Annotated in this window: 20 protein-coding genes and 1 pseudogene; 19 read left to right on the forward strand and 2 right to left on the reverse strand. The window is 69.8% G+C overall.

The window, feature by feature from the left end; translation table 11 throughout:
• The first annotated feature begins 6 nt into the window (after positions 1–6).
• From AB0L74_RS21840 to AB0L74_RS21860, 5 genes are read left to right on the forward strand one after another with little or no spacing between them, the layout of a single operon-like run.
• Entirely contained in the window at positions 7–489 is a 483-nt protein-coding gene (locus AB0L74_RS21840; RefSeq protein WP_365654706.1) for a hypothetical protein, read from the forward strand.
• The gene (locus tag AB0L74_RS21845; RefSeq protein WP_365654709.1) at positions 486–1,415 is read left to right on the forward strand and encodes a ketopantoate reductase family protein; all 930 of its coding nucleotides are present in this window, start codon (positions 486–488) and stop codon (positions 1,413–1,415) included. Before AB0L74_RS21840 ends, AB0L74_RS21845 begins: the two co-directional genes overlap by 4 nt.
• Positions 1,416–1,453: 38 nt before the next feature.
• Complete coding sequence (locus tag AB0L74_RS21850; protein WP_365654712.1) at positions 1,454–2,161, forward strand: M24 family metallopeptidase; 708 nt, start codon at positions 1,454–1,456, stop codon at positions 2,159–2,161.
• 6 nt (positions 2,162–2,167) lie between these two features.
• Positions 2,168–3,445 (forward strand): Nramp family divalent metal transporter, encoded by a 1,278-nt coding sequence (locus tag AB0L74_RS21855; RefSeq protein ID WP_365654715.1) that lies wholly within the window; start codon positions 2,168–2,170, stop codon positions 3,443–3,445.
• Positions 3,446–3,500: 55 nt separating this feature from the next.
• Entirely contained in the window at positions 3,501–4,163 is a 663-nt protein-coding gene (locus tag AB0L74_RS21860; protein ID WP_365654717.1) for a hypothetical protein, read from the forward strand.
• A gap of 47 nt (positions 4,164–4,210) precedes the next feature.
• Here the strand turns inward: AB0L74_RS21860 and gatA are convergent, their stop codons facing one another.
• Complete coding sequence (gene gatA, locus AB0L74_RS21865; RefSeq protein WP_365654720.1) at positions 4,211–5,719, reverse strand: Asp-tRNA(Asn)/Glu-tRNA(Gln) amidotransferase subunit GatA; 1,509 nt, start codon at positions 5,717–5,719, stop codon at positions 4,211–4,213.
• Between the two features lie 3 nt (positions 5,720–5,722).
• Complete coding sequence (locus AB0L74_RS21870) at positions 5,723–5,896, reverse strand: hypothetical protein (RefSeq protein WP_365654723.1); 174 nt, start codon at positions 5,894–5,896, stop codon at positions 5,723–5,725.
• 572 nt (positions 5,897–6,468) lie between these two features.
• On the opposite strand from AB0L74_RS21870, the gene AB0L74_RS21875 reads away from it, so the two are divergent.
• The 14 genes and pseudogenes from AB0L74_RS21875 (at position 6,469) to AB0L74_RS21940 (ending at position 22,963) form a co-directional block, all read left to right on the forward strand.
• Positions 6,469–7,368 (forward strand): aminoglycoside phosphotransferase family protein, encoded by a 900-nt coding sequence (locus AB0L74_RS21875; RefSeq protein ID WP_365654726.1) that lies wholly within the window; start codon positions 6,469–6,471, stop codon positions 7,366–7,368.
• Positions 7,369–8,132: 764 nt separating this feature from the next.
• Complete coding sequence (locus tag AB0L74_RS21880; RefSeq protein ID WP_365654729.1) at positions 8,133–9,194, forward strand: LacI family DNA-binding transcriptional regulator; 1,062 nt, start codon at positions 8,133–8,135, stop codon at positions 9,192–9,194.
• Positions 9,195–9,319: 125 nt separating this feature from the next.
• Positions 9,320–10,651 carry an extracellular solute-binding protein gene (locus AB0L74_RS21885; RefSeq protein WP_365654732.1) on the forward strand — a complete coding sequence of 444 codons (1,332 nt, stop codon included), beginning with the start codon at positions 9,320–9,322 and terminating at the stop codon, positions 10,649–10,651.
• A 5-nt stretch (positions 10,652–10,656) separates the two neighbouring features.
• Positions 10,657–11,646, forward strand: coding sequence for a sugar ABC transporter permease (locus AB0L74_RS21890; protein ID WP_365654735.1), 990 nt, complete (start codon positions 10,657–10,659; stop codon positions 11,644–11,646).
• Positions 11,643–12,479, forward strand: a complete 837-nt coding sequence (locus tag AB0L74_RS21895; protein ID WP_365654738.1) for a carbohydrate ABC transporter permease — start codon at positions 11,643–11,645, stop codon at positions 12,477–12,479. The genes AB0L74_RS21890 and AB0L74_RS21895 overlap by 4 nt, the downstream gene beginning before the upstream one ends.
• Positions 12,480–12,579: 100 nt before the next feature.
• The gene (locus tag AB0L74_RS21900; RefSeq protein ID WP_365654741.1) at positions 12,580–13,659 is read left to right on the forward strand and encodes an endo-1,4-beta-xylanase; all 1,080 of its coding nucleotides are present in this window, start codon (positions 12,580–12,582) and stop codon (positions 13,657–13,659) included.
• An 886-nt stretch (positions 13,660–14,545) separates the two neighbouring features.
• Positions 14,546–15,976 (forward strand): endo-1,4-beta-xylanase, encoded by a 1,431-nt coding sequence (locus AB0L74_RS21905; RefSeq protein WP_365654744.1) that lies wholly within the window; start codon positions 14,546–14,548, stop codon positions 15,974–15,976.
• A gap of 100 nt (positions 15,977–16,076) precedes the next feature.
• Positions 16,077–17,378 carry an RICIN domain-containing protein gene (locus AB0L74_RS21910; RefSeq protein WP_365654827.1) on the forward strand — a complete coding sequence of 434 codons (1,302 nt, stop codon included), beginning with the start codon at positions 16,077–16,079 and terminating at the stop codon, positions 17,376–17,378.
• A 249-nt stretch (positions 17,379–17,627) separates the two neighbouring features.
• Positions 17,628–18,845 carry an ROK family transcriptional regulator gene (locus AB0L74_RS21915; protein ID WP_365654747.1) on the forward strand — a complete coding sequence of 406 codons (1,218 nt, stop codon included), beginning with the start codon at positions 17,628–17,630 and terminating at the stop codon, positions 18,843–18,845.
• A 523-nt stretch (positions 18,846–19,368) separates the two neighbouring features.
• Entirely contained in the window at positions 19,369–20,517 is a 1,149-nt protein-coding gene (gene xylA / locus AB0L74_RS21920) for a xylose isomerase (protein ID WP_365654750.1), read from the forward strand.
• Between the two features lie 231 nt (positions 20,518–20,748).
• Positions 20,749–20,871, forward strand: a pseudogene (locus AB0L74_RS21925) (gfo/Idh/MocA family oxidoreductase); the annotation flags it as partial.
• 44 nt (positions 20,872–20,915) lie between these two features.
• A complete protein-coding gene (locus AB0L74_RS21930) occupies positions 20,916–21,533 on the forward strand; it encodes a hypothetical protein (RefSeq protein WP_365654753.1) in 618 nt (205 codons plus the stop codon).
• 243 nt (positions 21,534–21,776) lie between these two features.
• The gene (locus AB0L74_RS21935) at positions 21,777–22,133 is read left to right on the forward strand and encodes a hypothetical protein (RefSeq protein ID WP_365654756.1); all 357 of its coding nucleotides are present in this window, start codon (positions 21,777–21,779) and stop codon (positions 22,131–22,133) included.
• The gene (locus AB0L74_RS21940) at positions 22,130–22,963 is read left to right on the forward strand and encodes an SAM-dependent methyltransferase (RefSeq protein WP_365654759.1); all 834 of its coding nucleotides are present in this window, start codon (positions 22,130–22,132) and stop codon (positions 22,961–22,963) included. The genes AB0L74_RS21935 and AB0L74_RS21940 overlap by 4 nt, the downstream gene beginning before the upstream one ends.
• The last annotated feature ends 55 nt before the right edge of the window (positions 22,964–23,018 follow it).

A 23,018-nucleotide genomic window follows, 5' to 3' on the forward strand; every position in this document is an offset into this window, starting at 1 on the left:
CTGTGCGTGAGTGTGGAAGGAATCGACTTCCTGAATCCGAACCGGTTGCAGGACGGCCGGGAATGCGGAGTGCGGGTGGAACTGCGTATCAATGAACCCGACACACTCCCCGGCTCGATCTACGCGTCGCGGGCCCTGTCCATCAGCCGGGGCATCTGCCGTTTCGACCTGCTGGAGTCGGCCCCGAACGCCGGGGACCGCATGCACTGGCATCCCGAGATGCCCAACGGCGAGGGACGCAAGCGGCTGTACGACGACGAGCTGACCAAGGATCCGCTGGCCTGGCTGGGCAACCGGCTGCGGGACGCCGTCGGCCTGTTGCGGATGGGCAAGGTGGCGGACCCCGAGCGGTTCGCCGACGACGCCGCCGCGCTCGCCCTGATCGCCGACGACATCGTCACGGACGCCGCCGCCGCTCTCGGCGCCTTCCGGAGCAGCCCCTGGCCGCCCGTCGAGCGCCGTGATGAACGAGGAATGGCCCTGTCGTGAGGACACTGGTGGTCGGGGCGGGCGCCACCGGCGGCTACTTCGGCGGCCGGCTCGCCGAGGCGGGCCGCGACGTGACGTTCCTGGCCCGGCCGCTCCGTGCCGCGCGGATCCGGACCGAGGGCCTGACGGTCCACTCCCCGCACGGCCACGTGCGCCTGACCCCCAAGGTCGTCACCTCCGCCGAACTGACCGATCAGTACGACGTGGTGCTGTTCTCGGTCAAGGCGTACGACCTGGACCGGGCCATCGCCGACCTCGGCCCCGCGGTGGGCCCGCGCACCGTGATCGTGCCGCTGCTCAACGGCGTCCGTCATGTCGAGCGGCTCATGGCACGCTTCGGGAATCGGCACGTGGCCGGTGGCGTCTGCCTGGTGACCACGACCCTGGACGCGGACGGCCGGATCCTTCAGCTCAACGAGCGGCAGGAGATCCGCTACGGCGTCTGGGACCCCTCAGACCCACCCGCTCTGGAGGCCGTGCCGGCGGCGCTCGGCGACGCCGGCTTCACCGTCGGGCGCTCACCGGCCATCCGGCAGGAGATGTGGGAGAAGTGGGTGTACGTGGCCGCCGTCGGCGCGGTGACCTGCCTGATGCGGGGGGTCGCCGGCGACGTGGCGGCGGCACCGGGCGGGCGCCGCTTCGCCGAGCGCGTCGTCGCCGAGTGCGCGGCGGCGGCGACGGCCTGCGGCCACCGTCCGGGTCCGGCGGCCCTCGCCGCCCTGCGCGCCACGGTCACCGACCCCGGCTCGGAGGCGGCCTCCTCGCTCTATCGCGATCTGTGCCGCGGCGCCCCCGTGGAGACCGACCATCTGCTGGGCGACCTCGTCGCGCGGGCCGCCCGGCACGGCGTCGAGACACCCCTGCTCGAACTGGCCCACCTCCATCTCCGCGTGCACCAGCAGCGCCTGGCCTCTGTTGACCACTGATTTCGACGTTTCCCCTCTGGAGGCTTGTTGTGGACGGAGTGACGACATCCACCGGAATCGACGAGGCTGCGCGGGCGCGCAACCTGATCGAGGCCGAACGCAAGGCGGTCGCTCTCTTCGACGAAGTGACACGGCGCGGCCTGGTCGCGCCGGGGCGCCGCGAGATCGAGGTCAGCGACGCCGTCCGGGATCTGGCCGGCGACCTGTTCGGCACCGACCGGCACTGGCACAAGCGCATCGTGCGATCCGGCCCCAACACCCTGTCGCCCTACCGGGACAACCCCCCGGACCGGGTGATCGAGCCGGGTGACATCGTCTTCCTCGACTTCGGCCCGGTCTTCGCCGAGTGGGAGGCCGACTTCGGGCGGACCTACGTCCTCGGCGACGACCCCCGGAAACTGCGGCTGCGCGACGACCTGCCGGTGATCTGGCAGGCCGGACGGGAGTACTTCGAGCGGCACCCCGACATCACCGGCGCCGAGCTCTACGCCCGTATGACCGAGCTGGCGCGGGAGGCCGGCTGGGTCTTCGGCGGTCCGCACAGCGGCCATCTGGTCGGCGAGTTCCCCCATGAGCTGATCGACAAGGACCTGGTCAACAGCTATATCGCGCCCGCCAACAACCGGCCGCTGCGCACGTTGGACGACGCGGGCCGGCAGTGCCACTGGATCCTTGAAGTACACCTGGTCGATCAGGAGCGCACCTTCGGCGGCTTCTACGAGCAACTGCTCACGCTCATGAGCTGAGCGCCGATGAGCATCCGCGAGAGCACGCTGGTCCGGCGGGCGAGGGGCCTGGTGATGGTCGGCCCCGCCTTCGCGGCGGCCATCGCCTATGTCGACCCGGGGAACTTCGCCACCAACTTCGCCGCCGGTGCCGACTACGGCCATCGGCTGCTCTGGGTCGTGGTCGGCGCCAATCTGATGGGCATGGTCGTCCAGTTCCTCTCGGCGAAACTGGGCCTGGCCACCGGCGCGAACCTGGCGCAGCTGTGCCGGAAGCGCTATCCGCGTCCGCTGGTGGCGGGCATGTGGATACAGGCCGAACTGGTCGCCATGGCCACCGATCTCGCCGAGGTGATCGGTGGCGCCGTCGCCCTCTCGTTGCTGTTCGACCTGCCCATGGCTGCGGGCGGTTTACTGGTGATCGCCGCGTCGTTCGTGATCCTGGCCCTGGACGCGCGGGGAAAGCGGAAGTTCGAGGCGGTTGTCGCGGGCTGCCTGGGGGTCATCCTCCTGGGCTTCGTCTGGGGCCTGGCGGCCGCGGGCGTCCGGCCCGGCGATCTCGGCAGCGGACTGCTGCCAACCGTGCCCGACGCGCAGGCGCTGCTCATCGCCGGAGGCATCCTGGGCGCGACCGTCATGCCGCACGTCGTCTACCTCCATTCCGACCTGGCGAGCCGGCACAGCCGGGAACCGCGGCACCCGAAGGACCCGGCACGGCGGGCCGCCCCGGACCGGCGGCCGGACCCGGACCGGCAGCGGGCACTGGTCTGGCAGATACGGCTCGATGTCGTCGCCGCCCTCGCCCTCGCGGGTCTGGCGAACGTGGCCATGCTCGTCATCGCGGCACAACTGTTCCACGGGGGACCGCTGCCGGCCGACACCCTGGAGAGCATCCACTCCGGCTTCGGTGTGCTGCTCGGCGGCGGCGGTGCGCTGGCCTTCGCCCTCGCGCTGCTGGCCTCCGGGCTCGCCTCCGCCTCCGTCGGCACCTACGCCGGCCAGGTCGTCATGGCCGGGTTCATCGGCCGTACGCTGCCGATCACCGTGCGGCGGCTCATCACGGTGCTGCCCGTACTGGTGGTGCTGTTGCTGGGGGTCGACGCCACCCAGGCCCTCCTCTGGTCCCAGCTCGTTCTGTCGTTCGGTATCCCGTTCGTCCTGATCCCGCTGGTCGGCTTCACCCGCGACACCGAACTGATGGGGCCCCTGGTCAACGGACGGGCCACGACGGTGAGCGCGGCCGTCCTCGCGGCGGTGGTGGTCGCCCTGAACGCCGTCCTGGCGGTGACCGCCGTGTGGAGCTGACCTCCGACCGCCTCTCCGACTCCGCGTTCTCTCGCCAGCCATCTGGAGGTTGTCCATGCCAGCCGACCCGTTCCCGGGCTTCCTGCGGAGGCACCGCCTCCATGCTCACCGGTTCGCCGTCTACGCGGCCGGCTGCGTCGCGTTCTCGGTGGGCGCCTATCTGTTCATCTACTCCGACCTCGGCACCGATCCGCTGGACACGTTCTCCCTCGGCCTGCTGGAACACGTGCCGGTGACCGTGGGCATCGCGCAGGCGGGCATCGCCGCGATCTGCATCCTCATCTGGGCGGCCTGGTACCGGCGCCGGCCCGTGATCCTGCCGTTCCTCACCTTCTTCGTCTGCGGCAGCCTCATCGACCTGCTGCTGATCCTCGAACCGGGGGAGCTCCTCCTCCTGCCACACTTCGTGATCATGATCATTGCCACGATGCTGTGCGCCTACGCCTCGTCACTGATCATCATGAGCGGAGTCGGCATCCGGGCCATGGACCTCGTGGCCATCGCCATGGTCGACAAATGGCGGTGGCCGTTCTGGGCCGCGAAGATGTCGCTGGAGGGGGTGCTCCTGCTGGCCGGCTGGCTGATGGGCGGACCGGTCGGGATAGGAACGCTCAGCTTCCTGATCGTGGTGGACACCCTGATCCAGCCCTTCATGAGGGCGAACAACAAGATCCTGGGCATCCCCAACCTCGGCATGCCGGCCCTGGAGAAGACCTGACAGGGTGCCGGTGTGCCGTCCGCGCGGACGGCACACCGGCACACCGCTCACAGAGACGGAGCCAGGCCCAGCAACGGGCCGCCCCACCGCTCGGTCAGCGCGCTCTCCAGGGCGCCGCCCACGCGGTACAGCCGGTCGTCCGCCATCGCGGGAGCCATGATCTGCAGGCCGACCGGCAGATCGTCCTCCGGTGCCAGGCCGCACGGCAGCGACATGACCGCGTTGCCCGCCAGGTTGGAGGGGATGGTGCACAGATCCGCCAAGTACATCGCCATGGGGTCGTCCACCCGCTCACCGATCGGGAAAGCGGTGGTGGGCGTCGTCGGCGAGACCAGGACGTCCACCTCACCGAAGGCCGCGTCGAAGTCCCGGCGGATCAGCGTGCGCACCTTCTGCGCGCTGCCGTAGTACGCGTCGTAGTACCCGGCGCTGAGCGCGTAGGTGCCCAGCATGATGCGGCGCTTGACCTCGGGCCCGAACCCTTCCGCCCGGGTCAGCGCCATGACGTCCTCGGCGGAACGGGTCCCGTCGTCCGCGGTGCGCAGGCCATAGCGCATCGCGTCGAAACGGGCGAGGTTGGAGGAAGCCTCGCTCGGCGCGATCAGGTAATACGCGGCGAGGGCGTAGGTGAAGGACGGGCAGGACACGTCGACGACCTCGGCGCCGAGCTCCCGCAGCAGGTCCACGGCCTCGCCGAAGCGCTGCATCACGCCGGGCTGATAGCCCTCCCCGGACAGCTCCCTGATCACCCCGACGCGCATGCCCCGGACATCCAGCCGGCCCGCCGCCTCGACCACGGCGGGCACCGGCGCGTCGATGGAGGTGGAGTCCATCGGGTCGTACCCGGCGATCACCTCGTGCAGCAGCGCCGCGTCCAGCACCGTACGGGCGCAGGGGCCGCCCTGGTCCAAGGAGGAGGAGTAGGCCACGAGGCCGTAGCGGGACACCGCGCCGTAGGTCGGCTTCACGCCGACGGTTCCGGTGAGAGCCGCGGGCAGACGGATGGAGCCGCCGGTGTCGGTGCCGATGGCCAGCGTCGACTCGAACGCGGCAAGCGCCGCGGCCGAACCGCCGCCCGAGCCCCCCGGGATGCGGTTCAGGTCCCAGGGGTTGCCCGTCGGTCCGTAAGCGCTGTTCTCGGTGCTGGACCCCATGGCGAACTCGTCCATGTTGGTCTTGCCGAGGATCACGACGTCGGCGGCCTTCAGCCGCCGCGTGACCGTCGCGTCGTACGGCGGGATCCAGTCCTTGAGCATCCTGGAGCCGCACGTGGTCGGCATGCCCCGGGTCGTGAAGACGTCCTTCAGGGCCAGCGGGACCCCGGCCAGGGCACCGAGGCGCTCCCCGGCGGCCCGCTTGGCGTCGACGGCGCGGGCCTGTTCGAGCGCGCTGTCGGGATCGACGTGCAGGAAGGCGTGCACCTTCTCGTCCACGGCCTCGATCCGGTGCAGATGGGCCGTGGTGACGTCGACGGCGGAGATCTCTCCGGAGGCGATGGCCTCGGCTGTCCGGGCAGCGGTCCACCGGACGAAGTCGGGTGCGGGTGTCGTGGGCATCGCTCAGCTCTCCCCGGCGCCGTGCCGTGCGGGCCGGGCCGTCACCGACGCGACCCGGGCCACCATGGGGATGATCTCGTTCAGCTGCCGGGTGAAGCGGTCCAACTCCCCGCCCCGCAGCTCGATGTGCGACTTCTGCGCGAGGTCGGCGATGTCGTCGCGGGTGATGCCGTGCATTCAGCGTCCCTCAGGGGTGAGTGCGTACACAGGGGGTGCGGGCCGTGGCTCATCCTAAGGGCTGTCCTACCTCGAAGACGTGAGTCCGCTCTGGTCACTCGTGAGATCGGAGGACCCGGGGGCTCCGGGTATGGCTGTACTCCTCGTGCATCGGTCCCGCAGACGACCTCGCCGACGTTGTCCTGCCACAGCGGTCGAGTCGCGTCTCGTGAGCAACGCGGAGGGCGAGCGCGGTGCCAGCGCGCCGGGGGCGCCACCGGCCGGAGGCGTCCCGGGTAACGTGAAAGCCGGCATCGACGGGCACGCCCGTACGCCTCCGCGCGCGTCGTCGAGGATCATCAGCTCGGCGCGGGAGGCGGGCGCGCCCGGCCGCTGACGTCGGGAGCCGGCCAGTACACCGGCGTCGAAAGGGATCGAAAGCCGCTCTCGACCACCAGGCGCACCACACGCAGCGCCGTGACCTACGGGATGGCGTGGGAACAGGGAAAATCGGTCGACAGACGGAGCCGCGAACCACTGTGCTGGGTTCCCACTGCCCGTCACATGGAGCGGGCCGGCCACAGGAGTCGCTCTTGGCAACGGCGAGTACCGCGGACACCCGCCCCCGGATCGACGCGGCACTGGTCAGGCGCCTGGTCGACACCCAGTTTCCGCAGTGGGCGGGGCTGCCCCTGAGGGTGCTCGACCCCGCCGGCTCCGACCATGTGATCTACCGGCTCGGCGAGCACCTGTCCGTCCGGCTGCCCCGCCATGCCGGAGCCATCGGGCAGGCCAGGAAGGAGTTCGAGTGGCTGCCCCGGCTCGCCCCGCACCTTCCCCTGGCCATTCCGGTACCGGTCGGGGTGGGCGCCCCCGACTTCGGTTATCCGTGGCCGTGGGCGGTGTCTCGCTGGCTGGACGGGGAGGTGGCGACCGTCGGGACACTGGCCCACTCCTCCAGGGCCGCTGTCCAACTGGCCGGGTTCCTGGCCGCTTTGCAGCGGTTCGCACCCGAGGACGTCCCCGTCGGGACCACGCGGGAAGAGCTCACCGGCCGGCCGTTGTCCGACCGGGACCGCGCGACGCGAGTCGCCATCGCCAAGGTCGACGGCGTGTTCGACGCGACAGCGATGACCGAACTGTGGGACGCGGCGCTGAGCGCCCCCGGATGGGACCGCTCCCCGGTGTGGTTTCACGGCGACTTCCACACCGGCAACCTGCTGACCGTCGACGGCCGCCTCAGTGCCGTCATCGACTTCGGCGGGCTCGGCACCGGCGACCCGGCCCGCGACCTGGTGATCGCCTTCACTCTGCTGTCCGCCGACAGCCGAGCCGTCTTCCGCGATGTGCTCGGCGTGGACGACGCCACCTGGATGCGGGGCCGCGGCTGGGCCCTGGCCACCGGCCTGAACGCCCACATCACCTATGCCGACGTCAATCCCCGGGTCGCCGCGCAGACCACCCGGCAGATCACCCAAGCCCTCATCGGCTGAGAACGGCGACACATCAGCCAAGCTGCCGGTGGGTGATCCGGTGGCCGGCGACCAGCCCGGGCCGGCCGCGGGGGAGGGGTGCCGGTGGCGGTCGTAGGCCAGTGGCCCGGCTTGCTGCTCGCCCCTCCCGTGATCGGCGCGCTGGCCGGTCTGTGGAGTCTGCGCGCGGTCCTCGCGGCACTGCTGCTCACTGTGTCCTGGGCGTGGCGGCCGCCGCCCGCGCGGTGCCGCGGTGAGGGGGCTGGTCCGGTCGGTCGCACCCGGTGGCGGCAGCGGGAGCCGGACGGCGCCGCAGCGCGAGCCGGTGACCGGACGGGGCCGGGCGGGCAGGACCGCCGGCCGCCGGGTCCGTGGTGCCCGCGGCGCGCGGCGGACCGGTGCGCCATGGCCCCCGCCTCCGACAGCAGCCATGCCCGGCTCACCGCCCCCGCCGGGGAAGCCGGGTTCGCCTCCCGCGGCCAACCCCTCCGCGCCCTGGAGCTGGGGCCGACGCCTGTCCGTGGCGACGGATGTCACGACGCGGGTTCTCGCCGAAGGCCGTCACGGTGCCACCACGGAGGCATCGTGAGCGAGACGGCCGACATGGAAGCGGCGTGCCGGGGTGGTCGGCGGAATCTTGCATGCTCACGCAGCGTCACGAAGTGCACGGTATGTTCGAGCGGTCGGACACAAGAGCGAGGCGACCGGTGGGCGGTCGGCGGCATGTCCTACGGTTTCCGGAAGCAGCTCGGAGTTTTTCCGGGCGCACAGCCAGGGAGGTGGGGATGGTGGTCGGGGAAGGCGCCCAGCGCAAGACAGGCACGCGGAGCCCGGAGGGGGCGCCGAAGGTGACGATCACCGAGATCGCGCGGGAGGCGGGGGTGTCCGTGCCGACTGTCTCACGGGTCGTCAACGGTCGCTCGGACGTGTCGCCCGCCACCCGCGCCCGGGTCGAGGATCTGCTGCACCGGCACGGCTACCGTCGCCGCCCGGCCGCGAACGGCACCCGTGCGGTCCTGTTCGACCTCGTCTTCAACGATCTGGACAGCCCCTGGGCCGTCGAGATCATCCGGGGCGTCGAGGAGGTCGCGCACGAGGCCGGTGTGGGCACGGTGGTCTCCGCCATCCACGACCGGGCGGGGTCCGCGCGGCAGTGGATGACCAATCTGCGGGCCCGCCCGTCCGACGGCGTGATCCTCGTGACGTCGGTGCTCGAACCGGGGATCCACGACGAACTGCGCCGCCTGGGCGTTCCGTTGGTGGTGATCGACCCGGCTGGTTCGCCGGCCGCCGAGGCGCCCGCCGTGGGCGCCACCAACTGGACGGGCGGGATGGCGGCGACCGAGCATCTGCTCCAGCTGGGACACCGCAGGATCGGGTTCATCGGGGGACCGCCCAGGCTGCTGTGCTCGCGCGCCCGGCTCGACGGCTACCGGGCGGCGCTCGACGTGGCCGGAGTGGCGGTCGACAACGCCCTGACCGTGCCCGGGGACTTTTACCACGAGTCCGGATTCACCGGCGCGGAACGGCTGTTGGACCTCGACGATCCACCTACCGCGATCTTCGCGGCGAGCGACCAGATGGCGCTCGGAGCGATCGAGGCGCTGCGGCGGCGCGGGCTTCGGGTGCCGGAGGACATGAGCATCGTCGGCTTCGACGACCTGCCCGAGGTGCGCTGGTGCGCGCCTCCGCTCACGACGGTGCGCCAACCCCTGTCCGACATGGGCAAGCTGGCTGCCAGGATGCTCCTCGACCTCGCGCGCGAGGTCGAGCCGACCTCGCCGCGCGTGGAACTGGCGACCGAACTGGTGGTCCGTGCGAGCACCGCACCGCCACGCCGGGGATAGCGGAACGTAACACTCCGGGGGTGTCGACAGCCTTTTTGGTCAAGGTCGTTGACACCCCCTTTGCGTGCCCGTAACTTCCATCGCCATCTCCGTATAGTTATCGGAAATTTTCCGGAAGGTGGGCCATGTCAGCCTCCGCTCGAGCCGTCACATCCGTATCCGGCGCCTCGTCCTCCTCCTTATCCCGCCGCCGGTTCCTGGGGACCGCCTCGGCGGCGGGTCTGGGGGCGGCCGGCCTGTCCGCCTGTTCGGACTCGGGGTCCACCACCGACAGCCAGGGCCGGACCGTCGTGGAATGGTGGAACATCCAGACCACGGAACCGTCGAAGAGTCTCTGGCCCGAGCGGGCCAAGGCGTTCGAGGCCGCGCACCCCGATGTGCGAATCAAGCTCGTCACGATGGAGAACGACGCCTACAAGTCGAAGATGACGGCGCTGACCAGTTCCGGAAAACTGCCGGACATCTACCACACATGGGGCGGCGGCGTTCTCAAGCAGCAGATCGACGCAGGTCTGGTGGAAGACCTCACCTCCTCCACCGGCTCCCTGACCGACACCCTCGTGCCGGCGTCGGTCACGGCGTACCAGCTCGACGGGAAGACGTACGCCGTACCCTTCGACATCGGCGCCGTCGGGTTCTGGTACAACAAGGCTCTGTTCGCCAAGGCCGGTATCCAGGCACCGCCCGCCACCTGGGCCGACTACCTCGACGCGATCAAGAAGCTGAAGGGCGCCGGAATCACCCCCATCGCCCTCGCGGGCAAGGAGAAGTGGCCCGGCATGTACTACTGGGCGTACCTGGCCATGCGGATCGCCGGGATCGACGGCATGCAGGCGGCCGCCGACGCCAAGGACTTCACCGGCGACGACTTCGTCAAGGCGGGTGAGCACCTGAAGGAACTCGTCGCGCTCCAGCCGTTCCAGACGGGCTTCCTCGGCGCCGCGTACTCCACGCCCAACGGCGAGGCGGCCGCGATGGGCAACGGCGAGGCGGCGATGGAGCTGATGGGCCAGTGGGCGCCCGTCGTCCAGGCCGACGCGGGCAAGGGCATCGGCAAGGACCTCGGTTTCTTCCCGTTCCCCGCCGTCGCCGGCGGCAAGGGCGCGCGGACCGACGTGTTCGGCGGAGGCGGCGGCTACGCGGTGCGCAAGGGCGCTCCCAAGGCCGCCGTGGACTTCCTGAAGTTCTTCATGTCGGCCGAGTCCGACCGCATCCTCGTGTCGAAGGGCTCGATGATGCCCGTCGTCAAGGACGCCACGAGCGCCCTGACCGATCCCAGCCTCAAGCTTGTCTCCGACGCCCTCGGCAAGGCGACCGGCTTCCAGCTCTACCTCGACCAGGCGTACCCGCCCGCCGTCGGACAGGAGATCAACGACTCGGTGGCCGCCCTGATCGCGGGTTCCAAGTCGCCCGAGCAGGTGGCCCGTTCGGTCACCCAGGTCGCGAAGAGCCAGTGACGGCCATGGCCTCCACGTACGTGAAGGACCCCGCGGCCGTCCCCGCCGCACCGAAGCGGCCGGACACCGGGGCGGGCCGGTCGCGGGGCCGTAGAGTCGTCGACTGGCTGACCGCCTTCGGCTTCACCCTGCCCGCCCTGGTGCTGTTCGGCGTGCTGGTGCTCGCCCCGATCCTGTACGCCCTGTACGTCAGCCTGTTCAACTGGGGCGGCTTCGGTGCCCCTTCGGACTACGCGGGCCTCGACAACTACAGCCGGCTCCTGCGGGATCCGGTCTTCCTGGGCGACCTGTGGCGCGGCCTGCTGCTCGTGCTGTTCTCGGTGTGCGCGCAGCTGCCGTTCGCGCTCGCCATGGCCGTGCTGCTCAACCAGAAGCTGCGCGGCCGCGCCCTGTACCGGACCCTGTTCTTCGCCCCGTACGTCCTGTCCGAGGTCATCACCGGCGTCCTGTTCTCCATGATCTTCGCGCCGGACGACGGGCTCGCCGACAAGGTGCTCGGCGCGGTCGGCCTCGACGGCCTCGGCGGACTGTGGTTCGCCGACCAGGACCACGTACTGCCGACCCTGTTCCTCGTCATGACGTGGAAGTACTTCGGCTTCCACATGATGCTGTACCTGGCCGGACTACAGGGCATTCCCGCCGAACTGCACGAGGCGGCCCGCATCGACGGCGCGAGCCCCTGGCAGCGCTTCCGCCACATCACCCTGCCGCTGCTCGGACCGACGATCCGCATCAGCGTGTTCCTCTCCGTGATCGGCGCCATCCAGCTCTTCGACCTGGTGTGGGTGATCACGCAGGGCGGCCCCGACCACCACTCCGAGACCATGGCCGTGACCATGTTCCAGTACGGCTTCAAGCGCTTCGAGATCGGCTACGCCAGCGCGATCAGCATCGGCATGTTCCTCATCAGCCTCGTCTTCGCCCTCGTCTACCAGCGTTCCGTGCTGCGCCGCGACACCGAAGGAGCCCTCACCACCATGCGAGCCTCCCGATGAGCGCGGGCACGCGCAGAAGGCTGCGCTCCGCACCGCTGTACGCGATCGTGTGGCTGGTCGGCGTCGTCATGGTCACGCCGCTGCTGTACGCGTTCGTGTCCGGGTTCAAGTCCACCGATCAGCTCTCCCGCAACACCTTCGGCCTGCCCTCGCCGTGGGTGACGTCCAACTACACCGATGTGCTCGCCTCCGGCTCGTTCTGGCGCATGCTGGGTTCGTCCACACTGATCGCGGTCGGAACGGCCGTACTGACCGTGGGCGCCGCGGCCCTCGCCGCCTTCGCGCTCGCCCGCTTCGCCTTCCGGGGCCGGGAGTTGCTCTTCACCCTCTTCACCGCGGGGCTGATGTTCCCGTTCGCCGTGGCGATCCTGCCGCTGTTCGTCCTGTTGCGCACCTTCGGGCTGCTCGACAACCCATGGGGCGTGATCCTGCCGCAGGCGGCCTTCGGCCTGCCCATGACCATCGTCATCCTGCGCGGCTTCTTCCGGGAGATCCCCGGCGAAATCGAGGAGGCCGCCACCCTCGACGGCTGCTCGGCGTTCGGCTTCTTCTGGCGGATCCTGCTGCCCATGGCGCGGCCCGCCCTCGGCACCGTGTCGATCCTCGCCATCGTCGGAAGCTGGAACAACTTCCTTCTTCCCCTGCTGGTGTTCAGTGAACAGACCTGGTGGACGATCCCCGTCGGCGTCCAGCAGTTCCAGGGTCAGTACGCCACCGACATCGCCCGCGTCTTCGCCTATCTCGTCCTCGCCATGGTGCCGGCCCTCGCCTTCTACGCGGTCGCCGAACGGCAGCTGATCGGCGGCATCACGATGGGCGCCACCAAGGGCTGAGACCCGCGGGCCCACCGGGCTCCTGCGCGCAGGCGACCCGGCGGACCAGCCCCACGCACAGCGACCGCACCGCCCCGTATCCCAGCCGAGGAGATGGACCATGCGCACACCCGTACGCCGTATCCGCATCGGATCGGCCGCGCTCGCCGCGTCCGCGGCCCTGCTGCTCGGCCTGGCCGCGGCGCCCGCCGCCCAGGCCGGCACCGACGGCGCGAAGGAGACGAAGACGCTGCACGAACTGGCCCGTGAGTCAGGTCGCTACTTCGGCGCCGCCGTCGACAACCCGGAGCTCGCCGACACCGAGTTCGCCGAGCTGCTCGGCACCGAGTTCGGCCAGACGACCCCTGGCAACGGCATGAAGTGGTACGCCACCGAACCCCAGCGCGGCGTCTTCGACTTCACCGCGGGCGACGAGATCGTCGACTACGCCCGCGCGAACGGCCTCAAGGTCCGCGGGCACACGCTGCTGTGGCACTCCCAGCTCCCGGACTGGCTCACCTCCGGCACCTGGACCGCCGGCGAACTGCGCTCCATCCTGAAGAACCACATCACGAAGGTGGTGAAGCACTACAGGGGCAAGGTCTTCGCGTGGGACGTCGCCAACGAGATCATGAACGAGGACGGCACCTACCGCGAGAACATCTTCTACACGACCCTCGGCCCCGGCTACGTCGCCGATGCCCTGCGCTGGGCCCGCGCCGCCGACCCCAAGGTCAAGCTCTACCTCAACGACTACAACGTCGAGGCCCTCGGCCCGAAGTCGGACGCGTACTACACCCTGATCAAGCAGCTCAAGAGGGACCGGGTCCCGATCGACGGGTTCGGGCTCCAGGGTCATCTCGCCCTCCAGTACGGCTTCCCCGGCGGCCTGAAGGAGAACCTGCGGCGCTTCGCCGACCTCGGCGTCGACGTCGCCCTCACCGAGCTCGACATCCGCATGATCCTGCCCTCCGACGAGACCAAGCTCGCCGAACAGGCCGACTGGTACGCGCGGGTGACCGACGCGTGCCTGGCCGTACGGCGCTGCGTGGGCATCACCCTGTGGGGCTACACGGACCGGCACTCGTGGATCCCGGCGGTCTTCCCCGGCGAGGGAGCGGCCCTGCCCTGGGACGAGAACCTGAGGCACAAGCCCGCCTACGACGCGATCCGCAGCGCGCTCACGGCGGCCGGGTCGTAGCGCCAGGGCCGCTGCGTCCGGCCCGCCCGAACGTCACACGGGCCCGCACCGGGTTCGCGGCGGCACGCCTGTTCCTCTCCCTTGGGCTTGACGAGCTGCCCTCCCGACCGGGAATTATCCGGAAGTTCGCGATACAGCTCGCCAGTCCAAGGCGTCCGCGCGGAGGAGAGGAGTTGAGCGAGCGGCGCTGGACCCTGGCCGGGGCTCGGCCTCGCGCGGCCGCCGGAACACGGCCTGCGCCGCCTCGGGGCCGCGCGAGCTCGCCGACGTGCTGGTCGGGTCGTTCGTCCGGGCCCTGTGCGAGGCGGCCGCCTCGCGGTGAACACACGCGTCCGGGCCCCGGTCCTACGGCATCCGCCGACGGCGATGCCGGGGTCCGGCGGTCCCGGAAAGTTTCGGGCGATGAACGGAAACTTCTTCTGCGGGGAGTATTGACGATGCACCGTCAATCCCTCAATCATGCCTGACTGGGACGTCGGTCATGGTTCGAGACTCCGAACAACGTGACCCTGAGCAATCTGTGCCGCATGACAGATCCGCGCACCACAGCACCCGCCCCACCCCGTTTCCGGTGAGGTTCGCGCCGGCGCATCCTGGCTCTTCGCGCAGTTGGAGAGGTACGCGACGCCGTGTGGCGGTCCCCCGGCTGAGCCGCGATGTGAGTACCCCCATGCCTCTGTCGAGACAACGCCGCCCCCCGCGTCCGGTGTGCGTCCGACCGGATGCTGTCCGTGCCGGCCGAGAACGTCCCGGTTCCACGGACGGATGTCCGGTGATCCCGTAATGCCCGGATTCCGCCACGCCTCGTCCGCCTGCCGAGCGGGAGCGGAGGACGCGTTGCGCCGCACTTCAGTCATTCCGTGATGTCTACCCTGGAGGCACAGTCATGGGCTCGTCCGCCATTCCCCCACCCGTCGACCGCCAAAAGCTCCGCGGTCTGCTGATAGCGCTGGTCGTCGGCGTCATCGGTATGGTCGGCGCACTGGTCGCGCCGCCCAGAGCACACGCCGCCGAGAGCACGCTCGGCGCCGCGGCGGCGCAGAGCGGCCGCTACTTCGGCACCGCCATCGCCTCGGGCAGGCTGGGCGACTCGACGTACACGACGATCGCCAACCGCGAGTTCAACTCGGTGACGGCCGAGAACGAGATGAAGATCGACGCCACCGAACCCCAGCAGGGCCAGTTCAACTTCACCGCCGGCGACCGCGTCTACAACTGGGCGGTGCAGAACGGCAAGCAGGTGCGCGGGCACACCCTGGCCTGGCACTCCCAGCAGCCCGGCTGGATGCAGAACCTCAGCGGCAGCGCGCTGCGCCAGGCGATGATCAATCACATCAACGGCGTGATGGGCCACTACAAGGGCAAGATCGCCCAGTGGGACGTCGTGAACGAGGCCTTCGCCGACGGCTCCTCGGGGGCCCGGCGCGACTCCAACCTGCAGCGCACCGGCAACGACTGGATCGAGGTCGCCTTCCGCACCGCGCGCGCCGCCGACCCGGCCGCCAAGCTCTGCTACAACGACTACAACGTCGAGAACTGGACCTGGGCCAAGACCCAGGCCATGTACGCCATGGTCCGGGACTTCAAGCAGCGCGGCGTGCCGATCGACTGCGTCGGCTTCCAGGCACACTTCAACAGCGGCAGCCCCTACCACAGCAACTTCCGCACCACCCTGCAGAACTTCGCCGCCCTCGGCGTCGACGTGGCCATCACCGAACTCGACATCCAGGGCGCCTCGGCCACGACGTACGCCAGCGTGACCAACGACTGCCTGGCCGTCCCGCGCTGCCTCGGCATCACCGTCTGGGGTGTGCGCGACACCGACTCCTGGCGATCGGGGGACACGCCGCTGCTGTTCAACGGCGACGGCAGCAAGAAGCCCGCCTACACGGCCGTCCTCAACGCACTCAACGGCGGCTCCACTACGCCCCCTCCGGGTTCCGGACAGATCAAGGGGGTCGGTTCCGGCCGCTGCCTGGACGTACCCAACGCCGGCACCACCGACGGCACCCAGCTCCAGCTCTGGGACTGCCACAGCGGCACCAACCAGCAGTGGGCGTACACCGACGCCGGCGAGCTGAGGGTCTACGGCAACAAGTGCCTGGACGCCGCCGGCACCGGCAACGGCGCCAAAGTCCAGATCTACGGCTGCTGGGGCGGCGACAACCAGAAGTGGCGGCTCAACTCCGACGGAACCATCACCGGCGTCCAGTCCGGCCTCTGCCTCGACGCCGTCGGGGGCGGCACCGCCAACGGCACCCTGATCCAGCTCTACTCCTGCTCGAACGGCAGCAACCAGCGCTGGACCCGCACCTGAGGGGACCTGCCAGAAACGAAAGGGTGAATCGGTGAAGACCTACGGTGCGGCTTCTCCCGCCCCTCCACGAAGACACCGCTGGTGGTCCCGGGTGGCCGCCGTGGTGGCGGCGACCCTCGCGATCGGCATGCTCGCCGCGGTGAATCCGGCGCCCGCCCAGGCGGCGACGGTGGACACCAACGCCTGGTACGTCCTGGTCAACCGCAACAGCGGCAAGGCGCTGGACGTCTCCGGCGCGTCCACCGCCGACGGCGCGCGGGTCAGCCAGTGGACGCGCGGCGACGGAGCCAACCAGCAGTGGCAGTTCGTGGACTCCGGCGACGGCTACTACCGCCTCAAGGCCCGGCATTCGGACAAGGTTCTCGACGTGGCCGGCGCCTCGACCGCGGACGGCGCCGCGATCCAGCAGTGGGCCGACCACAACGGGGCCAACCAGCAGTTCCGCCTGGCCGACTCCGACGCGGGCCACGTCCGGCTGATCAACCGCACCAGCGGCAAAGCCGTGGAGGTGCAGGGCGGTTCCACCGCCGACGGCGGCAACGTCGTCCAGTACGCCGACTGGGGCGGTGCCAACCAGCAGTGGCAGATGATCAAGCTGTCGTCCGGCGGCGGTGGCGGATGCGGCAGCGCCCCGACGCTGACGAGCGGTACGCACACGATCCAGAGCGGCGGCAAGAGCCGCAGCTTCATCCTCAAAGTTCCCGCCAACTACGACAGCAGCCGTCCCTACCGTCTGATCTTCGCCTTCCACTGGCGGGGCGGAACCGCCACCGACGTCGCCTCGGGCGGCACGAGCGGGACCGCCTGGTCCTACTACGGCCAGCAGGAACAGTCGAACAACACCGCGATCCTCGTCGCCCCCCAGGGCCTCGGCAACGGATGGGCCAATTCCGGCGGCGAGGACATCACCTTCGTCGACGACATGATCCGGCGAATCGAGTCCGGCCTCTGCGTCAACCCGGCGCAGCGTTTCGCCACGGGATTCAGCTGGGGCGGCGGCATGAGCTACGCCCTCGCATGCAGCCGGGCGACCGTCTTCAGGGCCGTCGCGGTCATCTCCGGCGGCCAGATCAGCGGGTGCGGCGGCGGTACTCAGCCCATCGCCTACTTCGGAATCCACGGCATCAGCGACTCCGTCCTCAACATCGCGCAGGGACGGTCCCTGCGCGACAGATTCGTCGGCAACAACGGCTGCACTCCCCAGAGCCCGCGCGAGCCCGCGCCGGGCAGCCGAACGCACATCACCACCGCCTACGCGGGCTGCCGTGCCGGATACCCGGTCCAATGGGCCGCGTTCGACGGAGGCCACATACCCGCTCCGGTCGACGGCTCCCCCAACGAAAGCGGCGTCGCCACCTGGACCAAGGCAGAGATCTGGAGGTTCTTCGCACAGTTCCAGTGACACACCCGCACCATGGAGTGGAGCCAGGACGATCCTGGCTCCGCTCCCTCCACGTCCACCGGCGAAGGACCGTGCTGTGGTCATCGCCCTCCGCGCCGCTCCGCGTCCACCTCCGCGCCGGAGGCGGACGAGGTCTGGGGCAACCCGTTCCCCGAGCGTGAGGGCATCGCCAGCGCGTCCCGCTTCGCGGCAGGAGCGAAGAAGCAGGTCGGCGCATCCCTCGCCGGGGCGAACCGATAGCCTTGGCCCATGCCACCCCAGACCCGCGAGCCGATGCGCCATGCCGGTATGCGCGAACGGAACCTGGCGGTGCTGCTCGGGGTGATCGCCGCGAACCAGCCGGTCACCCGGGCCCGGCTCGCCGCGCTCACCGGTTTCACCAAGACCACCGTCTCGAACCTGATCGCGGTGCTGGCCGAGGCCGGACTCGTTCACGACGGGGACATGCTGCACGAGGGGGACCGGGGGCGCCCGGGCATCGGGGTCTCGGTCGACGGAACCGGCGCCGCGGGGCTCGGGCTGGAGGTGAACGTCGACTACCTGGCGGCCGCCGTGCTCGACCTCGGCCGACGGGTGCGCTACCGGCTCCTGGTGGCGGCCGACAACCGCAACCGCAAGCCCGCCGAGATCGCCGTCGCGCTGGCCCGGCTGGCCAGACAGGCGGTGGACTCGGCGGGGGAGCAGGGTCTGCCGGTGCTCGGGGCGACCGTGGCGCTGCCCGGTCTGATCGACCGCTCCGGGATGCTCCACGCTCCCAACTTCCCGTGGGACGACGTGCCCGCCGCGACCTTCACCGACCTCGGCCTGTCCGGGCTGAAGCTGCCGACCAGGGCTGAGAACGAGGCCAACCTGGCCGCGCTCGGTGAGCTGTGGTTCGGGGCCGGGCGCGCCGACCTGGGCGACTTCGTGCACGTCTCCGGGGAGATAGGCATCGGCGCCGGAGTGGTGCTCGACGGCCGGGTGTTCCAGGGGGCGCACGGCTACGCCGGCGAGCTCGGCCACCTCCAGATCGACCCGGCCGGCGAGCCGTGCGCCTGCGGCGCCCGCGGCTGCCTGGAGCGCGTCGCGGGCCGGGACGCCATCCTGCGCGCGGCGGGCCTCGGCGACATGCTCGCCGGCCACGCCGTCGCGGGACCGCTGGAGCCGTTGTCCGCGCTGACCGCGCTGCTGGCCTCCGGCGACCCGGCCGCGACCGGGGCGGTCGGCCGGGCCGGCGAGGCGCTGGGGCGGGCGCTCACGGACGTGGTCAAGGTGATCGACCCGGACACGATCGTGCTCGGCGGGATCTTCTCCACGATCGCGCCCTGGACCCTGCCCTCCGTGGAGGAGGCGCTGCGGTCCGGCGGGCTCTACGGGCAGGTGCCCGCCGTCGTGGTCTCGTCGCTGGGGGAGAACGCGGCCGTGCTCGGCGCCGCGGGACAGATCATCGAGCACCTGTACGCCGATCCGGGGCTGCTGCTGCGCTGAACGCGCGACGGCCCGCCTCGGGCCGTGTCGTTCCGCGCGCGGCAGGTGCGCCTCACCCCGAGGCCCGGTTCCTCCGGACGCGCCGCGGCGGGGACCGGCCAGCCCCATGCCCCGCACCAGCACGTCGGAGCCGGGCGGCAACACCGACAGGTCGGTCGCGGCGACGACGCCGGGCGGCAAGTAGGTCAGGGGATGCCGGGCCGCGAAGGCGGCGGCGTCGGCCTCCCTTATTAATCCATTCCTTTTCCTAATTCGCTGGATGGGGAGCAGGCGCTCTGCGGGGCGCGTGCGGTCGCGGGACCGCGGGGAAGGTTCCCCCGGTCCGCGCCGGTGCTCGGCGGACGTCCTGATCGATCGTATTCCCGTCAAAGTGGCTCCAGTTGGTCCGGCGGAAGCGGCAGGGGCCCGCCGTGTCGGCGGGTGACGGTCCCGCCGGACATCGCCGTGCGCAAGGGCTTGGCAAGCGTCTCGGAGAGTGCTTAGGTTTGGTCCACATCATTGACGAATTGATCGGGAGTCAGCGTTGACCAGTTTGCAGCCCAGCCCCGAGGACAAGTTCGCCTTCGGCCTGTGGACCGTTGGCTGGCGGGAGCGGGACCCGTTCGGGGACGCCACCCGCGCGCCCCTGGACCCGGTCCGCACGGTGCACAAACTGGCCGAACTCGGCGCCTGGGGCGTGACCTTCCACGACGACGACCTGCTCGCCGTCGAGTCGAACCGGGACGCGGCGATCGCGGCGTTCCGCAAGGCGCTGGACGAGACCGGCCTGGTGGTGCCCACGGCCACGACCGACCTGTTCAAGGACCCGGTCTTCAAGGACGGCGCCTTCACCTCGAACGACCGTGACGTGCGCCGCCACGCGATCCGCAAGGTGATGCGCAACATCGACCTGGCGGCCGAACTCGGCGCTCAGACCTACGTGTTCTGGGGCGGACGGGAGGGCGCGGAGAGTGACGCGGCCAAGGACGTGCGGGTGGCGCTCGACCGCTTCCGCGAGGCCATCGACTTCCTCGCCGGGTACGTCAAGGAGAAGAACTACGGGCTGCGCTTCGCGCTGGAGCCCAAGCCGAACGAGCCGCGCGGCGACATCCTGCTGCCGACCATCGGCCACGCCCTCGGCTTCATCTCCACCCTGGAGCACGCCGACATGGTGGGCCTCAATCCGGAGGTCGGGCACGAGCAGATGGCGGGGCTCAACTTCGTCCACGGCATCGCGCAGGCGCTGTGGCAGGGCAAGCTCTTCCACATCGACCTCAACGGCCAGCACGGCTCGCGCTACGACCAGGACCTGGTGTTCGGCCACGGAGACACGAAGAGCGCGTTCTTCCTCGTCGACCTGCTGGAGAGCAGCGGCTGGGACGGCCCGCGCCACTTCGACTACAAGCCCGGGCGCACCGAGGACGCCGATGACGTGTGGGTCTCCGCCGAGGCGAACATGCGCACCTACCTCATCCTCAAGGAGCGCGCCGCGGCCTTCCGCGCCGACCCCGAGGTCCAGGAGGCCATGCGCGCCTGCCGGATCGACGAGCTCGCGGTGCCCAGCATCGCGGAGGGCGAGAGCTACGACTCGCTGCGCGAGGAGGGGATCGACCTCGACGCCGCCCGCGCCCGCGGCTACCACTACTCCCGCCTCAACCAGCTCGCGCTCGAGCACATGCTCGGCAAGCGCTGACATGGCGAGGCTGCGGGGCCGCGTCGGCAAGGGCATGTCATAAGGGGGAGGACAAGCGAGCACGGCGTGGCCGCCGGACGCGGACACGCCGCCGCGCTGGCCCTGGAGCCGGAGTCGGCATGGGACTGCCCGCCCTCCCGCCCTCCCGCCCCGGGCACCGGGCGCTGGTCCGCTGGCTCGCCGGGGAGTCCGTGGCGCTGCCGGCCAACGACGGCACCCTCCAACGCGGCCGAGGCCGCCGAGCTGGTGCGCTCGCCCGCCGCCCGCGGCCTGTTTCTGAGGGAGGCCACGCGGACGTACTGCCCGCCGGCCGTCCGCCGGGTCACCGCACTCGTCCGCGAGGGCGCGATCGGTCGGCGGTTTCCGGACCGCTTTTGTCCCGCCCGTAGAGTGCCGCCATGGATGCGATCCCCTGGTTCGAGTACGACAAGGACGACTTGAACGTGGCACAACGCGCGTTCGTGGACGTTCTGTCCGAACGGGCGGTCTCTTGGCTGGTGGACCCGCTCGACACGGTCGTGCTGCCATCGGCGCACACGTCCAACGGCCAGCTGATCGTCTATCTGGACATCACTGACCCGCAACGCGACCAGGGAGTTCTGACGGTGGGCGCCTACTTCGACAGCTTGGTCGTCCGTGGCGGCGAACTCCATCACCAGGACCTCACGATCCGGCAGGCCGCGGGTGAGTCCGCCTTCGAAGCCACGGGCAGCCCTACGGAGCTGGCGAACAGAACAGCGGAGTGGTTCGAGGCCGTCCTCGCGCGCCCCCTTGTTCGCTGCGAGTGGCATCACGCGGGAAAGGTGTACGCGGTCCGCTACGAGTACGCAGATACGGGGCGAGGCCTCAGTGAGGGCTTCGAAGACTCACTGGCGCCCCGCGCACTGCGGAACAGACTGGCCGCAGAAGGCGTGATCCGAGGCCGAGGCCGGATCAACCGTGCCGGCCTGGGCCAACCGGATGTGATCGCGCGTGTCCGAGGCGTCGCAAGTGCGGAATCATCCCATCACCCATGAATGGGTGCCGCCAGATCATCCGTACAGGACTTGTTGCCCTCTCAATAGGCCCCGGTACCGCCAAACGGCCCATTGGCACATGCGTACGGCGTGACGAAGTCCCATCATGGGAATGCCAGGTCGGATTTCCAGTTCGACCAAGTGGACTGGTGACGGCCTCCTAGGTCACGTGTGCCTGGCGTGGTTCGTTGACGAACGAGATGGTCGTCCATAGCGTAATCTGGAACGAATCGAGGTGGGACCATGAAACGCGATTTCAAAGCGGCGCTCGCTCGCGTTCAGCACGACTATGCCTTCTATATTCACTGCCAGTCAGACCCGGAAACGGCGCTCGAGGGCTATACGTTGAGTCCGGAAGAGCAGGCCACTTTCCGCGATCCTCAGCGGTTGGCCGAAGCGCTGCAACAAGGGAGCAGTATGCGCTCGATCACCATCAAGATCTCCGGCACTCACGACTGGATCAACCGGGCAGAGGCGCAGGCGCCGAAACAGGAAGTCGTCAGCGAATTGATCGCGCGCGAGGTCGAGTCGATCCGCCTGGCCGATAACGATGACGAGCGCCGTGAGTCGACGCTTCGCCTGGTTCGGTTGGTCGGATGAGCGCGCCGACCACCGCCGCCGAGACCTCAGTGTGGCCGTTCGACATCGCCGTTGTCGGAACCGGCATCGTCGGGACGCACCAGCTTACGCGTGAGGCCGAGGAGGTCATCCAGCGGAGCAAGCACACGTTCGTCGTCGCATCGGGATACGGCATCACCGAGTACATCGAAAAGCTGTGTCCGCGCGTGACCGATCTGAGCTACCTGTATGAGCCGGGCTTGAACCGTCTCCCGACTTATCACCGGATGGCGGCCGAGGTAGTGTCGGCAGCCCTCGTCGACGCACCCGTCTGCCTGGCTGTCTACGGCCACCCCTGGGTGTATTGCTACCCCACGACATTGATCAATCGCGCCGCGCCGTTGCTGGGCCTGCACGTCGAGGTGTTCGCCGGGGTATCCGCGTTCGATACGTTGCTGGTCGACCTCGGCACCGATATCGCCAACGGTGGCATCCAGATGTACGAGGCCACCGACCTGTTGCTACGTCAACGTCCCATCCAGAGCGACGTCACCTGTGTAATCTGGCAGCCAACGGTGGTCGGAGATCCGACCTGCCCCAAGGGCCCATACGACTCACGGCAGTTCGAGCCGCTGCGGGACTACCTGCTGCGTTTCTATCCCCGCGACCACGAGGTCAAGCTGGTCACCAGTAAGAACCACCCACTCATCCGCTCTTCGGTGGTGTCGTTGAAGCTGAGTGACCTGGCGGCCGAGCTCGCAGGGGTCCCAGGCGTCGGCACACTGTACGTACCCGCTCTCAACGAGAGGTCCGTCAAGGATCCGGAATTGTTGGACGTCATGGTCAGCGCAGGGGCGCAAGCCGAGGTGTAGCCAAGTCCGGTGTGACAGTGACAGCGCCGGCCGTAGCCATCGACGGATGGCTACG

Source organism: Streptomyces sp. NPDC052020, assembly GCF_040680575.1.
GTDB lineage: Bacteria > Actinomycetota > Actinomycetes > Streptomycetales > Streptomycetaceae > Streptomyces.

What these genes read in the sequence shown, in the direction of transcription:
- AB0L74_RS21915 (WP_365654747.1), top strand. Translation starts at nt 17,628, where the DNA reads ATGCCACCCCAGACCCGCGAGCCGATGCGCCATGCCGGTATGCGCGAA.
- AB0L74_RS21870 (WP_365654723.1), bottom strand. Translation starts at nt 5,896, where the DNA reads ATGCACGGCATCACCCGCGACGACATCGCCGACCTCGCGCAGAAGTCG.
- AB0L74_RS21855 (WP_365654715.1), top strand. Translation starts at nt 2,168, where the DNA reads ATGAGCATCCGCGAGAGCACGCTGGTCCGGCGGGCGAGGGGCCTGGTG.
- AB0L74_RS21940 (WP_365654759.1), top strand. Translation starts at nt 22,130, where the DNA reads ATGAGCGCGCCGACCACCGCCGCCGAGACCTCAGTGTGGCCGTTCGAC.
- AB0L74_RS21935 (WP_365654756.1), top strand. Translation starts at nt 21,777, where the DNA reads ATGAAACGCGATTTCAAAGCGGCGCTCGCTCGCGTTCAGCACGACTAT.
- AB0L74_RS21890 (WP_365654735.1), top strand. Translation starts at nt 10,657, where the DNA reads ATGGCCTCCACGTACGTGAAGGACCCCGCGGCCGTCCCCGCCGCACCG.
- AB0L74_RS21900 (WP_365654741.1), top strand. Translation starts at nt 12,580, where the DNA reads ATGCGCACACCCGTACGCCGTATCCGCATCGGATCGGCCGCGCTCGCC.
- AB0L74_RS21880 (WP_365654729.1), top strand. Translation starts at nt 8,133, where the DNA reads ATGGTGGTCGGGGAAGGCGCCCAGCGCAAGACAGGCACGCGGAGCCCG.
- AB0L74_RS21895 (WP_365654738.1), top strand. Translation starts at nt 11,643, where the DNA reads ATGAGCGCGGGCACGCGCAGAAGGCTGCGCTCCGCACCGCTGTACGCG.
- AB0L74_RS21885 (WP_365654732.1), top strand. Translation starts at nt 9,320, where the DNA reads ATGTCAGCCTCCGCTCGAGCCGTCACATCCGTATCCGGCGCCTCGTCC.
- AB0L74_RS21930 (WP_365654753.1), top strand. Translation starts at nt 20,916, where the DNA reads ATGGATGCGATCCCCTGGTTCGAGTACGACAAGGACGACTTGAACGTG.
- gatA (WP_365654720.1), bottom strand. Translation starts at nt 5,719, where the DNA reads ATGCCCACGACACCCGCACCCGACTTCGTCCGGTGGACCGCTGCCCGG.
- AB0L74_RS21860 (WP_365654717.1), top strand. Translation starts at nt 3,501, where the DNA reads ATGCCAGCCGACCCGTTCCCGGGCTTCCTGCGGAGGCACCGCCTCCAT.
- AB0L74_RS21905 (WP_365654744.1), top strand. Translation starts at nt 14,546, where the DNA reads ATGGGCTCGTCCGCCATTCCCCCACCCGTCGACCGCCAAAAGCTCCGC.